Origin of the sequence: Sphingopyxis sp. Q841, from assembly GCF_052384365.1 — a bacterium.
In the GTDB taxonomy this organism is placed as follows: Bacteria; Pseudomonadota; Alphaproteobacteria; order Sphingomonadales; family Sphingomonadaceae; genus Sphingopyxis; species Sphingopyxis terrae_A.
This window is the reverse complement of sequence record NZ_JBQSUM010000003.1, coordinates 145,105-159,105: the sequence shown is the minus strand read 5'-3', so window position 1 is coordinate 159,105 and position 14,001 is coordinate 145,105. Positions and strand designations below refer to the sequence as shown.

Genomic DNA, 14,001 nt, shown 5'->3' with positions numbered 1-14,001 from the left:
TCGTCTCCCGCAAAGGCGAGCAGATAGTCGCTCGCCTTGCTGGCCGCGCTTGCCGCGCGGAAGATCGCCTTCTCGTCACTGCGCAGCACCGACAGCCACGAGCCGATATAATCCGAATGGCGGACCGTGGGCGCGATACCGAGCGACGCGCAGGTAAACGCCGCCGCCATCTCGGCGACAAGTTCTTCGCGGGCATAGGCCTCCGATCCGAACCCGCCCTTCTGATCGCGGTCCAAGCGGCTGGCGTGACCGGTCCAATGCCCGAGCTCGTGGAGCGCGGTGCGATACCAGTTGATAGGCTCGTGGAACGCCGCCTGCGGCGGCACCTGCACAAGGTCATGGCTCGGGCTGTAGAAGGCTTCGCCGCCGCCGATCTGGAAGCGCGCGCCGCTCGCAGAGATCAGCGCATCGGCCTCGGCGATCGCCAGCACCGGGTCGGGGCTGATCATGGGGACGGTGTAATCCTCGGGCAGGCCCTCGCATTGGTCGACGTTGAACACGACGAAGCGCTTGAGGAACGCCACCTGCCGCGCCTCGCGATCTTCGTCGCGCGCTGCTTCGGCTTCGGCCTTAGGCGTAAACCGGTCGGCGTAACAGATGACCGTGCCCTTCTCGCCGCGCTGGACATTGCCGCCTGCTGCCTCGGCTTGCCGATAGGTAAGCCAGCGCTGCGAGCCATAGCCCTTGGCGATGCCCTCGGCCCACAGGATCAGCACATTGATGCCGCTGTACCTGCGCGCCGTTCCCGCATTCTGCGGCATCGTGCATCCGCACGCCGCGCGGTCCCATGGCTGCACCCACGGCAGCCGCCCGTCTTCAAGCTCAGCGATGATGCGCTCCGTGACCTCGGCATAGAGGCTCTGCCGCTCGACCTTCTGATGTTTCATATCCCTTCTCCTTCCAACCGCGGCCCGGCCCGGAAGGGGCGCAGGGGGGCGGCAGGAAGGAGCCGGCAGACCCGCATGATCGGGCGGGCTGCATCCGCAGGACCGAAATGCAATGGAGGACCCGCAGCGCGGGTTGCGGCCGGGCCGGGCGGGGCTAGAGGCGAGTGACGCCCGCCTGCGTCCCTCCCGTGCCGGAACCAAACGACGCCGCCGCGAAGCGGCGACTGCATCCGCGCGAATCAAACCGAATCGGTGCCGCTCGCGGCGCGTCATTTTAGGCGCGGCCGTCGCCGACGGCCTCATTGACGGCCTCAATGTCCAGCGGCGACGCCGGGGGCGAGACGATTTGAGAAAAATATGTTCGCCTACGCCACAGCACGCTGCAGCCCCCCAGGATACGCCAGCGTACGCCAGCCTACGCCAGCGCACATACGCTAAACTACGCTAAACTACGATCCAATAAATGGCGCTTTTCTGCGGTGTTGACGATGCCCCTCTCAATGGCCTTCAATGCTCTCACGCCGGAACATGATCCCCCGAAACATGGAGAAGCATCACATGGCATATCAGTCCCCCCTCCGCCTCATGCGGCTCACCGAAGTCCTCAACCTGACCGGGCTCAGCCGCGCCACCCTCTATCGGAAGATCCGAGCCGGCACCTTTCCGCCGCAGCACAAGCTCGCGACACGCTGCTGCGGTTGGCGCGTCGGCGAAGTCGACGTCTGGCTTCGCAATCCCATGTCCTTCACGCTCGCCGATCTCGAGCGCGCTCGCGACGCTGCCTGAGGATTGAACTGTCCCGGCACGGCAGATCCCCGCGCCGCAGATCGCGGCGCGGGGCGGCTGCCGTCTCAGTCGACCGCATTCCAGATGATCGCATAGGCGTCATCGCTTTCCTGACCGGCAGCGCGGCCGAGGTTGGCATAAAGCCGGTGCGGTCCGAACTCGGGCGCGGCGAGGCTCAGCGACACATAGCGTTCGCCTGACTGCTGGCCGACGCGGATCCAGCCGGCACCGATCTCGACGCCTTCGGAATAGACCCGGTAGTCGGGCTGAACATCGCCGCTCTTCGAGCGGTTGGTGCGGATCTCGATCGCTGCGCGGATCGAGAGGGTCTTGAGCTGGCCCACGAAGCCCTTGTCGATGGTGCCGTTCACAAAGCCGATAGCTGCCATTGGTCGTCTCCTTCACTGTGCCGCGGGACCATCCCTGCGGCATGGGCGGACCAGAGACCGGCGCTTGAGGCGCATCGCGAACCAGCAAGGCCGCAGCGCAGCGGAGGAGTGCGGGCGGCGTGATTATTTGAAAGCGAAGCGGCCGCGAGGAGACTGCGCAGCAGGCGGGGACATAATCGCGCCGCGCGCACTTTCGCGGGGCGGCGCCCCGGTCCAGGTCAGTCGCCCGTCGCCGGGGATGGTTCCGCAGGACAGTTAGAGCGAGCAGCAGCTATCCGAAGAATCAATCATCGCAGTTTAAACGTAAGTTCAAAGCGTGCTAGGCGTGACCGGGACGTCCGAGCCCCGCACATAATAGCCGCTTCGTGCCCGCACCCGCTTTCAGCGAGCATGACAATGATGCCGACGGCGCGCGTTTTCGCGTTCTCGTACGATCAAGCCGCAAGGAGGATTCTAACAGCAGCCCCGACTGCTGAGCCGGCGTGTCGGATTGCGACCCCAGGCATGTGACGGACGGTGAGGCGACGGATGCAGCATCCTTCGTTTGGGGCGGCGTGAAGGTGACTTCGCGTCGCCTCTTTCTTTGGCCGAGCCGAGCGCCGTCGCCGTCGCCGATTGCGGCAATGGCGCGCGCAAAATCAGAAGCGCCGCGCCGGCCCACTAGGCCGGCGCGTCAATTTGGGTCCGCATGAAATGAGGCGGGCAAACGCAGAATCTACGTTGAGGAGACGGCCAGACTTTCTACCAGAGCTGACCCGCTACCCAGCCCTCTCGCCCTTGCGTTCCGCTTCGTCGAGATAATCCGCCCACCACTGCAGCATTGGGCGGCGATGCGCCAAATAGCGCGCTGCATTATAGGCGCCGCGGACCCCTCCTGGTTGATGCGCGAGCTGCATCTCGACCCAGTCGCCCTTGAATAGTCCGCTTTCGTTCAGCACCGTACTGGCGAGGCCGCGGAACCCGTGAACCGTTGCTTTTCCACGCAGACCGATCCGATACATGATGTCGAGCATCCGATTCTCGCTGATTACGCGTGATTTGGTGTAGGCGACTGGAAAGAGGTAGCGGCCGAGCTTCAAGTTCCCCGCCTTGCGATAGAGATTGATGTCGTTGATCTCTTTTAGCAACTCAAGCGCCTGCCTCGGCAACGGGACAAGATGCTCGGATCGCATTTTCATTCGCGCGGCAGGAATCCGCCACAAGGGATTGGCGCCATCGAGATCTTCAAATTCATCCCACTCGGCAAACCGCGTCTCCTGGGTCCGAACCATCGTGAGGATGGTCCAGCGAAGGGCGAGATGACTCATTCGCTCGGCCCCGTCCGCGTTGAGCTTGGCAAAGAACGTCGGGAGGTCCTTGGCCGCGACCTTCGGGTGATGCTTGACCGGCCGCGTCTTGGTTAGCGCCGGCGTGAGGTCGCGGCAGGGATCGCTCTCGCATCGACCATCCGGAATTGCATATCGAAAGATCTCGCTGCAGTGATTTTTGACGCGGTGCGCCATTTCGATCGCGCCGCGCGCCTGTATCTTGCGGATCGCCTCGAGCATCTGACGCGGTGTGATGGTGTCGATATCGAGATAGCCGATAACCGGGAATATGTCCGCTTCAAGCCGGCCGACGACCAAGGCGGCGTATCGCGGCGACCAGCTAAGCAAACGCGTCTCGAGCCATTCGCGGGCCACATGCTCGAATGTGTTTACGACATCAGCATGAGGCCCCGATGATCGCGCCTTGGCTTTTCGGCGCTCCTGCGACGGATCAAGCCCGAGCGCGAGTTGATGCTTCATCATATCGCGCCACGCTCGCGCCGCCAGGATCGTGGTCGCAGGAAATGGCCCGCCCGAGAGCAGCTTCTGCTTGCCCTCGAAGCGATAGGCAAAGCGCCAGACCTTCGTTCCATTGGGCTGGACGAGAACGAACAGCCCGCCGCCATCCGCTTTCTTGTAGGGTTTGGGGCCGGGTTTGAGCGCCTTGAGCGCGACGTTGGTAAGCATGTTGGTACCTTCCCCCCTGGCTGCAACTTCGAATCCTGCGCACGGAAAATTTGTTGGTAAGCGCGAAATGCGTACCAACAAATTGACCAAAAACGGGTCGAGCTGCAAGGGGACGGCCTGAGCGGAAATACGATTCCGTCTCAAGATAACTCATTGTTTCTATTGATTTAGATGAGACGCCCTGCGGCCTAGTGAGCGCTTCTGAAAACACCGGCTGGCTGGGGCGGCAGGATTCGAACCTGCGCATGGCGGTACCAAAAACCGCTGCCTTACCGCTTGGCTACGCCCCATCGGCCGGTGCGAGGGCGCTCTATAGCGTCTCGCGACCGATTGGCAAGGCGCCGGATCAGAGGCGCGTGACCCAGCCGTGCGGGTCGGCGGCGCGGCCGCGCTGGATGTCGACAAGCCTGTCCTTCAGCATCGCCGTCACCTGTCCGGGGCCGCCGGCGCCGACGGTGAAACTGGTGGCGCCGCGCGTCACCTTGCCGACAGGGGTCACGACCGCCGCGGTGCCGCACGCAAAGCTTTCGGTCAGCCTGCCGCTGGTCGCATCGGCCTGCCACTGGTCGATCGCATAGGGTTCCTCGCGCACCGTCAGGCCCGCATCGCGCGCCAGTGTGATGATGGCGTCGCGGGTAATGCCGGGCAGGATCGTGCCGGTGAGCGGCGGGGTGACAATGCTGCCATCGTCGAAGACGAAGAACATGTTCATGCCGCCCAGTTCCTCGATCCAGCGATGCTCCGCGGCGTCGAGGAAGACGACCTGATCGTGACCCTTTGCGATCGCTTCCTGCTGCGCAATCAGGCTCGCGGCATAATTGCCGCCGCATTTGGCGGCGCCGGTGCCGCCGGGCGCGGCGCGGGTATAGTCTTCCGACACCCACAGCGAGACGGCCGGCGCGCCCGACTTGAAATAATTGCCAACCGGCGAGGCGATGACGAGGAAATGATATTCGGCGGCAGGCTTGACGCCCAGAAACACCTCGCTCGCATACATGAAGGGGCGCAGATAGAGCGCGCCGCCTTGCACCTTCGGGAACCAGTCGGCATCGACGCGGACAATCTCGCGCACCGCGGCAAGGAACAGGTCCTCGGGCAGCTCGGCCATCGCCATGCGGCGGGCGCTGGCGTTGAAGCGTGCGGCATTCGCCTCGGCACGGAACAGTGCCATCGATCCGTCGTCGAGCCGATAGGCCTTCAGCCCTTCGAATATCTCCTGCGCATAATGAAGGACCGCGGTCGCCGGATCAAGCGACAAGGGGCCGCGCGGCATCACCTGCGCATCGTGCCAGCCCTGGCCTTCCTTGTAGCGGATCGAGACCATATGATCGGTGAAGACGCGGCCGAAGACCGGGTCCGCAATCGCCGCCGCGCGTACATCGTCCGCCGTCGGGTTCGGATGCGGAAGACGGGTGAAAGCGGGTGCGGACATGGAAAAACCTAACCTCTTGGCAGTGACTCGGTGCGCGCCTCTTGCCAAAGCGCGGCGCCGCGCGCAACGGTAGTCGCCATGGCCGATGAAAATTTTCTTTCACAAGTTCCCGCTGCCTCTGCCCTTTTCTTGCGTGAAGAGGAGGTGCGCCGCGGCATCGAATTCCTGTTTTTCGGCCATGGCGCGCTGTGGCGCGCGGGCGATGCGCGGCTGGCCGAAAACGGCCTCGGACGCGCGCATTACCGCGCGCTTTACTTCATCGCGCGCCAGCCGGGGCTGACGATTTCGGACCTGCTTGCGCTGCTCGGCATCACCAAACAGTCGCTCGGCCGGGTCATCAAGGATCTGGAGGCGCGCGAGATGCTCGTCACGCGCCCGGGCAACCGCGACCGGCGGCAGAAGGAACTACGGCTCACTCCCGCCGGACGCGCCGTCGAGGCTGCGGTCTTCGGGCAGCTACGCGACGCGATGAGCCGCGCCTACACCCATGCGGGTCAGGCGGCGGTCACCGGCTTCTGGCAGGTCAACGAAGCGTTGATGTCGCCGCGCGAGCGGCAGCGCGTCGCCAGGCTGGGCAGCGAGAGCTGAGCGGGCGATAGCCGCCCGGCGCTGTCACGGCCCACGCCTTTGCGGGCGCGCCGATCAATCTTCGCCGCGGGCAAGATCGGCGAGTTCGCGGCCGCGATCGCGCGCCGCGCGCAGGACATTGGTCATCAGCGCAACGAGTTCGCCGCCTTCGTCGAGGATGTCGAGCCCGGCCTGCGTCGTGCCGCCCTTGCTCGCGACCTGCGCGACGAGCGCGCCCGGCTTTTCGCCGCTGCGCGCGAGCAGGGCGGTCGCTCCGCCAAAGGTCGCGGTCGCAAGCTTGAGCGCATCGTCGCCCGAAAGGCCAAGCCGCTCGCCCGCCGCTGCATAGGCTTCGATCAGGCGAAAGACGAAGGCCGGACCGCTGCCGGTGAACGCGGTAACGAGGTCCATCATGCCGTCGTCGGGGAGCGCAACGATCTCGCCGAGCGGCTTGAGCAGCGCTTCGATCGCGGCACCGTCGGCATCACCCGTACTGGTCACGGCCGAAACCCCAGCGCCGATGCGCGCGGCCAGATTGGGAAGGATGCGGACCTGCGCCCGCGCTTCGGGAAAACGGACCGCGAGATCGGCGAGCGAGACGCCGGCGAGGATCGAGAGCAGATGCACCTCGCCACCCGCGACCGCCGCCAGATCGCCAGCGACCTCGCCCAATTGCTGCGGCTTCATGCCGAGCATGATCCAGTCGGCGGCCTGACCCGCCGCCCGCCAGTCGGCAAGCGAGGTGAAATGCGCGGTGCCTTCGCGCGGCGCCGCGAGCGGATCGACGACGGCGACCCGCGCCGGATCGAGCCCCGCGACGAGCCAGCGATCGAGCATCGCGCCCGCCATATTGCCGCAACCGACCAGCAGCATCCGGCCGGCAAATTTTCCCAAAGTCTTCGTCATGATTCCTTGTTCTTCATTCTTCTTTACGGACGGCAACTGCTTTCCGGACCCGAAAGCAGGTCGAGGCAGCGGCCATCGATCTTGGCCGCGGCGACCGGCAGGTCAATGAGCGCGGCAAGCGTCGGCATGATATCCACCGTCATCACGGCATTCGGCTGTTCGAAGGCGGTGAGCCCCTTGCGCCAGAAAAGGATCGGCACGCGGCGGTCATAGTCCCATACCGAACCGTGCGTCGCGACATAGCCGAGGCCCGATTCGGGGATCGGCGTGACGCGCGGTTTGAGCACGACAATGAAATCGCCCGAACGCTGCGCATTATAGGAAGCGCGCAGCTTGTCCATCAGCGTCCACACGTCGGGCGACCGCTTCGAGATCGGATGGTTCGCCAGTTCCTCGCCGGTCACCACCGCCTCGACTTGGCGGTGGGCGCGGTAGCGCGCTACCAGCTCGTCCAGCGCCGCCCTGCGCTGCGCGGGGGTCAACGCCTTCGACAGATACATGTCGCCGAACGGGCCGTCGCCATAGAGCAGCGGCTGCGGCAGGCCGAGCTTTTCGGCCACCGCCTTGCCCATCGCTTCGGGATCGAGCGCGGCATCGACGCGTTCAGCGGCGGGCCAGGCGTTTTGGCGGTTGCGTTCGGGGAGATCGTGACCGCCATGGTCGGCGGTCAGCACGACGGCATAGTCGATGCCGGTCGCATCGAGCCGTGCGAAGAAGTCGCCGAGCTGCTGGTCGAGCGCGTGCATCTGGATGCACATCTCGGCGCCCTCGGTGCCCGTGCTGTGGCCGATATAGTCGGTCGCCGACAGGCCGAGGATCAATAGATCGGTCGTGGTGCCCTCACCCAGCTTGCGCGCAGCGCGCAGCGCGGCGCCGGCGGCGAGCACCGCGCCGTCCGCTTCGGGCGAGGCCATGAAGCGGCGGAAATCGCCGCCATCGCGCTGAAAGCGGCCGGTGCCGACCGTGCCGCCCTTGTCAATCGGGATCGCGATATTGTGTGACGCGCAATCGGCGGGCAGGTCCATCGCGGGGCGCGCCTGGCCAATCGCCGCGGCGATCGCGCTGCTTGCCTGCTGCGCGACCAGCGACAGCGTGATGCCGCGATAGCTGGTGAGGCCGCCCGGAAACAGCCACATCAGCTCGTCCGCCTTGCGCCCGCCCATCATGATCGCGGCGCGATCCTTGCCTGCGACCGAGACGATCTGCGCTTTCGGATCGCGCGCCTTCATCAGATCGCCGAGTGTCGGGACCATCAGATGATTCACCGATGCCGCATATTTGCCGCCGCCCGAACTTGTATCCGGCACGGTTTCGTCCTCGGCGCAATAGACGCGCTTGTCGGACCGGGCGACCGAGAGGTCGAAATAATTATTCGCGATGATCCCGGTGTGCGCCGGATGATTTCCGGTCAGGATCGTCGAATGGCCGGGGCAGGTTTCGGTCGCGCCGTGCGACTGATACCCCGCCGGAAATACCACGCCCGACGCAAGCCGCGCGAGACCGCCGGTGTAATGGCTGCGATATTCGGCAAACAGATCGGCCGAAAACTGGTCGACGGAGATTGCGACGATCAGCTTGGGCGGCGGGGTTGCCGCCGTAACCTTTGCGACCGGTGGCGCCGAATCCTGCGCAAGGCCGGCTCCGGCATTTGCGAAACAGAGGGTGGCAGCGAGAACGGTGGTCAGGCTTTTGAGCTTCACGGGGAACATCTCCATGGCTGGGGTCGTCAGCGCGGGCTGTCCTCTCGACGAAAGCCGCCTATATGGCAAGCCTCGAACGACAGGCAGACACAGGACAGGCATGGATCGCGCGAAAGACGGCTTTGTGACAGACCGATGTGCATCAGCGACGGCGCGCGCGCTGCTGGCGCTGCTCGCCCTGGTTCTGCTCGCCTTCGCTCCTTCGCAGGCGCAGACCACGCATATCGCGCCGCGGCTGGTCGCCGAATCGGTGGTACCGTCGCCCGGCGGAGCGACGACGATTGCCCTCGCGATGACCCCCGATAAGGGTTGGCACGGCTATTGGTCGAACGGCGGCGACGCCGGTTTCGGCATGCAAGTCGAATGGAACGCGCCGCCAGGCGTCACCGTAGGCGCCTTTCGCTATCCGGTTCCCGAGGCGCTGACGCTCTTTGGGCTGATGAACCATGTCTATGAACATCCCTATGCGCTGCTCGCCGATGTCCGCGTCGACAAGAGCGTCGCGCCGGGGACCGACCTGACGCTGACCGGCATCGCCAACTGGCTCGCCTGCACCGACAAGATCTGCGTTCCCGAAAAAGCGGTGATCTCGGTCGCGATGAAGGCTGGCGACGGAGCCATCGCAGCGGGCGCGCAGCAGCAATTCGACGCATGGCGCGCCAAGCTGCCGCAGCCGCTCGACCGCGCGGGCCGGTGGGAACGCCGCGGCGCGATGGTGCGCTTCGCCGTACCGCTGCCCGAGGGAACATCGTTGACGGTACCGCATCTGTTCGCAGCGACCCAAGGCGTCGTCGATTATCCGGCAGTGCAGCGCTTCAGCCGCAACGGGGACTGGATCGTGATCGAAACGGCGGGCAAGGGCAACGCGCAAGGGGAAATCGACACGCTGCTCAAGCTCGACCAGGACCGTGGCCTTTCCGTACGCTTCGTCCCCGGCGCGGTTCCGGCGGCCGGCAAGGCGATCGCCGGGGGCGGCTCCGGCGGCGGGGCCGGTATCGACTTGGCGCTGTTCTGGACCGCGCTCGGCGGCGCGATCGTCGGCGGATTGATCCTCAATTTGATGCCCTGCGTCTTTCCGATCCTGAGCCTGAAAGCACTCAGCCTTGCGCGGTCGGGCGACGATGCACGCGCCGCGAAGGTCGAGGCTGTGGCCTATACGGCGGGTGCGGCGCTCACCGCGCTACTGCTCGGCGCGCTGCTGCTCGGCCTGCGCGCGGCGGGCGAGCAGGTCGGCTGGGCCTTTCAACTGCAGCATCCGGCGAGCGTGTTCGTGCTGCTGCTGCTCGCGCTCGCCATCACGCTCAATCTGCTGGGCGTCTTCGAACTGCCGTCGTTCGGCGGCGGCCAACGGCTCGCAAACCAGAGCGGCGCGGCGGGCGGTTTCTGGACCGGCGCGCTCGCGGCCTTTGTCGCCACGCCGTGTAGCGGCCCCTTGCTCGGCGCCGCGCTCGGCGCCACGCTGGTCCTTCCGGCCTGGGCTGCCCTGCCGATTTTCGGCGGGCTGGGTCTTGGTATCGCCCTCCCCTTTCTGGCCGTCGGCTTCGTGCCTGCGCTCCGCAATCGCATGCCCAAGCCGGGACCGTGGATGGCGACCTTCCGCAAATGGATGGCGCTACCGATGGCCCTGACCGCGCTCGCCCTCGCCGTCCTCCTGTGGCGACAGGTTGACGGGCGCGAGGCGGGGCATGGCGCGGGAATCGAAGTCTCGGCCGATCGCTATTCGGCGGCGGCGCTTGCCAAGGCGCGTGCGACGGGAAAGCCCGTGTTCGTCTATTTCACCGCCGACTGGTGCCTGTCGTGCAAGGCTAACGAGGCAGGCGCGATCAACCGCGAGGCGGTGCAGGATGCGTTCGACAAGGCGGGCGTCGTCACGCTCGTCGGCGACTGGACCAACGGCGACCCCGCCATCACGCGTGCCTTGGCCGAGCATGGCCGCAACAGCGTGCCGCTTTACCTCTGGTACGCGCCGGGAAAGTCCGAACCCGAAATCCTGCCGCAGATCCTGACGCCGGGACTTCTCACCGACCGGACAGGCGACTGATGGCGAAGCAGCGTGCCGACCAGCTGCTTGTCGATCGCGGACTCGCCGAAAGCCGGACGCGCGCGCAGGCGCTGATCCTCGCCGGCCTCGCCTTCGTCGGCGACCGCAAGATCGACAAGGCGGGGCAGCAGATCGCCGAGGATGCCGCGATCAGCGTCAAGGGCCGCGACCATCCATGGGTGTCGCGCGGCGGGATCAAACTCGACCATGCGCTGACGCATCTGGGCTGGGATATTGCGGGCGCGGTGGCGATCGACGTGGGATCGTCGACCGGGGGTTTTACCGACGTGATGCTGAACCGCGGCGCGGCACGCGTCTATGCGGTCGATTCGGGGACCAACCAGCTCGCCTGGAAGTTGCGGCAGGACGACCGCGTCATCGTCCACGAGCAGACGAGCGCGCGCATCCTGACCGCCGATCATATTCCCGAGCCGGTCGATCTCATCGTCTGCGACGCGAGCTTCATCGCGCTGTCGAAGGTGCTGCCGGTGCCGATGGCCTTTGCCAAAGCGGGCGCGCGCCTCGTCGCTCTGATCAAGCCGCAGTTCGAAGCCGAACGGCACGAGGTCGGCAAAAAGGGCGTGGTACGCGACGCCGCGGTGCACGCCCGCGTCTGCTCCGAGGTGCGCGACTGGCTGGAACGTTCGGGCTGGCGCGTCGTTGAGACGGTCGAAAGTCCGATCACCGGACCCGAAGGAAATGTCGAATTTCTGATTGCGGCTACGAAATCCGCAGCTTGACGCGGGCGGTGCGCGCCGCGACAGCATGACCGACACAGATTCGCGCGCGAAGGACCAGATGCATGAGCGAGATTGCCACCCCCGGTCAGCTACGCATGTCCTATTGGCGCTGGGCGATGTTCACCGTCCCGGCGCTCGTCCTGATCGGCAGCCTGATGGGTCTGCTCTCGAACAGCGGCTATGACAATCGCTGGTTCATGGCGCTCGACCGGCCCGCGATCGTTCCGCCCGGCTGGGTCTTCGGGGTCGTGTGGACGACGCTCTATGTCCTGCTCGGCCTGGCGCTGGCGATGATCCTCCACGCGCGCGGCGCGCGCGGGCGCGGCTTTGCGCTGGCGCTGTTCTTCGTGCAGCTGATCGCCAATTTCGCCTGGTCGCCGCTCTTTTTCGGCATGCATCAGGTGACCGCCGCGCTCTATCTCGTCATTTTCATCCTGATGGTGACGATCGCGACGACCTTTGCCTTTGCGCGGATCCGCAAGGCGGCGGCGTGGCTGCTCGTCCCCTATATGATATGGCTCAGCTTCGCGACGATCCTGAATTTCCAGATCGATCAGCGCAACCCCGACGCCGAAACCCTTGTGCCGGCCGCCGCGACCTCCCAGATAGGATGACGACCCGATTTGGGTGAATACAGGGGACGACCCCGACAAAGGACAGGATAATGCAAAGCGAAAACCGGTTTTTCGACGATCTGGCCAAGATGGTCAACGGTATCGCAGGCACCGTCGCCGGTGCCGGACGCGAAGCCGAAACCGCGATGCGCGAACGCGCGAAGGAATTCGTCGGCCGCATGGACTTTGTGAGCCGCGAGGAATTCGAGGCGGTGAAAGAAATGGCGGCCAAGGCACGCGCCGAAGCCGACGCGCTGAAGGCGCGGCTCGACAAGCTCGAAGCCGCGGCAAAGCCGGCCGCCGCCGCGAAGGCGCCGGCCAAGCCCCGCGCCGCACCCAAGAAGTAACGGAGCGGGCTTTCCCCCGCGCGACTCGCCACCCGGCCAAAGTCGCGCTAAGGGCGCAGCCATGACCGACGATATTTACGACGACGAGGACGGCCAGGAAGCCGCGCCGATGGATATGCTGGCGTCCTATTTTGCGGCGCACGACTGGCCGCACGAAATGATCGGCGAGGACGAGATCGTCGCGACCGCACAGGGCAGCTGGACGACCTATGAGTTGCGCGCGGTGTGGCGGCCCGAGGACGGGGTGCTGCAACTGCTCGCCTTCCCCGACATCCGCGTCGTCGAGGACAAGCGCAGCGTCGCGCATGAAGCGCTCGCGATGATCAACGAACAACTCTGGCTCGGCCATTTCGAGCTATGGTCAAACAGCGGCACCATACTCTATCGTCACGCGATGCTGATCGGCAGCGATGCGGCGATGCCGCTCGACATCACCGAAACGCTGGTCGAAAGCGCTATCGACGAATGCGAGCGCTTTTACCCGGTGTTCCAGTTCGTGCTGTGGGGCGGCAAGACGCCCGCCGAGGCGCTGGCCGCGTCGCTGATCGAGACGCGCGGCGAGGCCTGACCCGCCGCGCCGGGCGCGCTTGCTTACCGCTTTTCGAAGGGCTTGAGGCCGGGGCCGATCTGATTGGCCCCGATCGCCAGCGGCTCGCCGCTCCAGTCGGCGACGAACACCGAGGATCGGCCGATGCCCTGCGGGATGCTCGCGCGATTGCCCTCGATCACCAGCCCGCGCGACGGATTGTCGCGGCTCTCGGCTGCGACCGCGATCAGCGCCGAGTAATTTTCCTTGTCGCGCCCCTGGACGAGCAGATTGCCCGTGATCCGTCCGGTCGAACCAGAGGGCAGATCGATGAGATAATTGGTCGCGGTCCCCTGCGTATCGTCGAAACTATTGTCGCTGATTTCGACCTCGCGCGCGCGGGCCTTCAGATAATGGCCGCCGCTGCCCTTTTCGAAGCGCGTGTGCGTCACGACGACGCGTCCATATTCGCCGGTATAGACGCTGTGCGCGCAGCTCAGCCCGCGGTCGCAGCGGCCAAGGCGCGAAAAGGTCGAGCGGTCGATCGTCAGCGTCGCCGCCGGATCATTGGCGGTCAAAATCCCTTCCTCGCTGTTGCGGAACAGGCTGTTCGCCACGTCGAGATTGCCCTGTTCGAGCCGGATGCCCGCGCCATTGCCGTCGGGAACGCGCATATTCTGGAACACCAGACCGTCGACGCGCGCGGCGCGGCCGCGCAGCACCAGCGCCGCCTTGCCCTCGCAGCTCACGCTGTCGAAGATCGCGCGCCCTGCCTCGGCCGCGACGAAGGCAACGCGGCCGGCGGTCTGGACCGCACAATCGCGATGATAGCCCGTCGCGATGCGGATCGTGCCGTCGCCATCGCCGATCGCGTCGACCGCCTCTTGAAGCCGCCCGAAGGCGCGGCCGCTTTCGGCGACGACATAGGGCGCTGCCCCCGCCTGCGCGGGCAGCGGCGCGGGCGCGAACAGCATCGGCAGGGCGAGGAGCGGCAGCATGGGCCGACGAAGGAGCATCTGGATCATCGCCGCGCCATACCCCTTCTGCGGCCCCACGTCCTTCGCGAAGCTGG

General features: G+C 65.7%; 14 protein-coding genes and 1 tRNA gene. 7 read left to right on the top strand and 8 right to left on the bottom strand.

Annotation, left to right across the window (positions count from 1 at the left end; translation table 11 throughout):
* On the bottom strand, nt 1-887 hold an 887-nt coding region (locus tag ACT17R_RS16140), incomplete at its 3' end, for an ArdC family protein (RefSeq protein WP_444809825.1).
* A gap of 558 nt (nt 888-1,445) precedes the next feature.
* Between ACT17R_RS16140 and ACT17R_RS16135 the strand changes: the two genes are divergently transcribed.
* Nucleotides 1,446-1,673, top strand: coding sequence for a helix-turn-helix transcriptional regulator (locus ACT17R_RS16135; protein ID WP_263588726.1), 228 nt, complete (start codon nt 1,446-1,448; stop codon nt 1,671-1,673).
* Between the two features lie 65 nt (nt 1,674-1,738).
* Here ACT17R_RS16135 and ACT17R_RS16130 read toward each other — a convergent pair whose 3' ends face one another.
* The 4 genes from ACT17R_RS16130 to ACT17R_RS16115 form a co-directional block, all read right to left on the bottom strand.
* Complete coding sequence (locus ACT17R_RS16130; RefSeq protein WP_444809824.1) at nt 1,739-2,062, bottom strand: DUF736 domain-containing protein; 324 nt, start codon at nt 2,060-2,062, stop codon at nt 1,739-1,741.
* A gap of 758 nt (nt 2,063-2,820) precedes the next feature.
* The gene (locus tag ACT17R_RS16125; RefSeq protein WP_444809823.1) at nt 2,821-4,164 is read right to left on the bottom strand and encodes a tyrosine-type recombinase/integrase; all 1,344 of its coding nucleotides are present in this window, start codon (nt 4,162-4,164) and stop codon (nt 2,821-2,823) included.
* Between the two features lie 107 nt (nt 4,165-4,271).
* Nucleotides 4,272-4,346, bottom strand: a tRNA-Gln gene (locus ACT17R_RS16120).
* Nucleotides 4,347-4,402: 56 nt separating this feature from the next.
* Nucleotides 4,403-5,488: a branched-chain amino acid aminotransferase gene (locus tag ACT17R_RS16115; protein ID WP_062900960.1), complete on the bottom strand. Its 1,086-nt coding sequence runs from the start codon at nt 5,486-5,488 to the stop codon at nt 4,403-4,405.
* A 78-nt stretch (nt 5,489-5,566) separates the two neighbouring features.
* On the opposite strand from ACT17R_RS16115, the gene ACT17R_RS16110 reads away from it, so the two are divergent.
* A complete protein-coding gene (locus ACT17R_RS16110) occupies nt 5,567-6,076 on the top strand; it encodes a MarR family winged helix-turn-helix transcriptional regulator (RefSeq protein ID WP_003042620.1) in 510 nt (169 codons plus the stop codon).
* Between the two features lie 54 nt (nt 6,077-6,130).
* Here the strand turns inward: ACT17R_RS16110 and ACT17R_RS16105 are convergent, their stop codons facing one another.
* Both ACT17R_RS16105 and ACT17R_RS16100 read right to left on the bottom strand, forming a co-directional pair.
* Nucleotides 6,131-6,961, bottom strand: coding sequence for a pyrroline-5-carboxylate reductase family protein (locus tag ACT17R_RS16105; RefSeq protein ID WP_186401104.1), 831 nt, complete (start codon nt 6,959-6,961; stop codon nt 6,131-6,133).
* A 23-nt stretch (nt 6,962-6,984) separates the two neighbouring features.
* Nucleotides 6,985-8,676, bottom strand: coding sequence for an alkaline phosphatase family protein (locus tag ACT17R_RS16100; protein ID WP_186401105.1), 1,692 nt, complete (start codon nt 8,674-8,676; stop codon nt 6,985-6,987).
* An 85-nt stretch (nt 8,677-8,761) separates the two neighbouring features.
* On the opposite strand from ACT17R_RS16100, the gene ACT17R_RS16095 reads away from it, so the two are divergent.
* From ACT17R_RS16095 to ACT17R_RS16075, 5 genes are all read left to right on the top strand, one after another.
* Complete coding sequence (locus ACT17R_RS16095; protein WP_444809822.1) at nt 8,762-10,702, top strand: protein-disulfide reductase DsbD family protein; 1,941 nt, start codon at nt 8,762-8,764, stop codon at nt 10,700-10,702.
* Nucleotides 10,702-11,442, top strand: a complete 741-nt coding sequence (locus tag ACT17R_RS16090) for a TlyA family RNA methyltransferase (protein ID WP_186401107.1) — start codon at nt 10,702-10,704, stop codon at nt 11,440-11,442. Before ACT17R_RS16095 ends, ACT17R_RS16090 begins: the two co-directional genes overlap by 1 nt.
* Nucleotides 11,443-11,504: 62 nt before the next feature.
* Nucleotides 11,505-12,056: a TspO/MBR family protein gene (locus tag ACT17R_RS16085; protein ID WP_186401108.1), complete on the top strand. Its 552-nt coding sequence runs from the start codon at nt 11,505-11,507 to the stop codon at nt 12,054-12,056.
* 50 nt (nt 12,057-12,106) lie between these two features.
* A complete protein-coding gene (locus ACT17R_RS16080; protein WP_058811245.1) occupies nt 12,107-12,403 on the top strand; it encodes an accessory factor UbiK family protein in 297 nt (98 codons plus the stop codon).
* Nucleotides 12,404-12,464: 61 nt separating this feature from the next.
* Complete coding sequence (locus ACT17R_RS16075) at nt 12,465-12,971, top strand: YbjN domain-containing protein (RefSeq protein WP_062764065.1); 507 nt, start codon at nt 12,465-12,467, stop codon at nt 12,969-12,971.
* A gap of 23 nt (nt 12,972-12,994) precedes the next feature.
* Here ACT17R_RS16075 and ACT17R_RS16070 read toward each other — a convergent pair whose 3' ends face one another.
* Nucleotides 12,995-13,954, bottom strand: coding sequence for a right-handed parallel beta-helix repeat-containing protein (locus ACT17R_RS16070; RefSeq protein ID WP_444809821.1), 960 nt, complete (start codon nt 13,952-13,954; stop codon nt 12,995-12,997).
* Nucleotides 13,955-14,001: the final 47 nt, after the last annotated feature.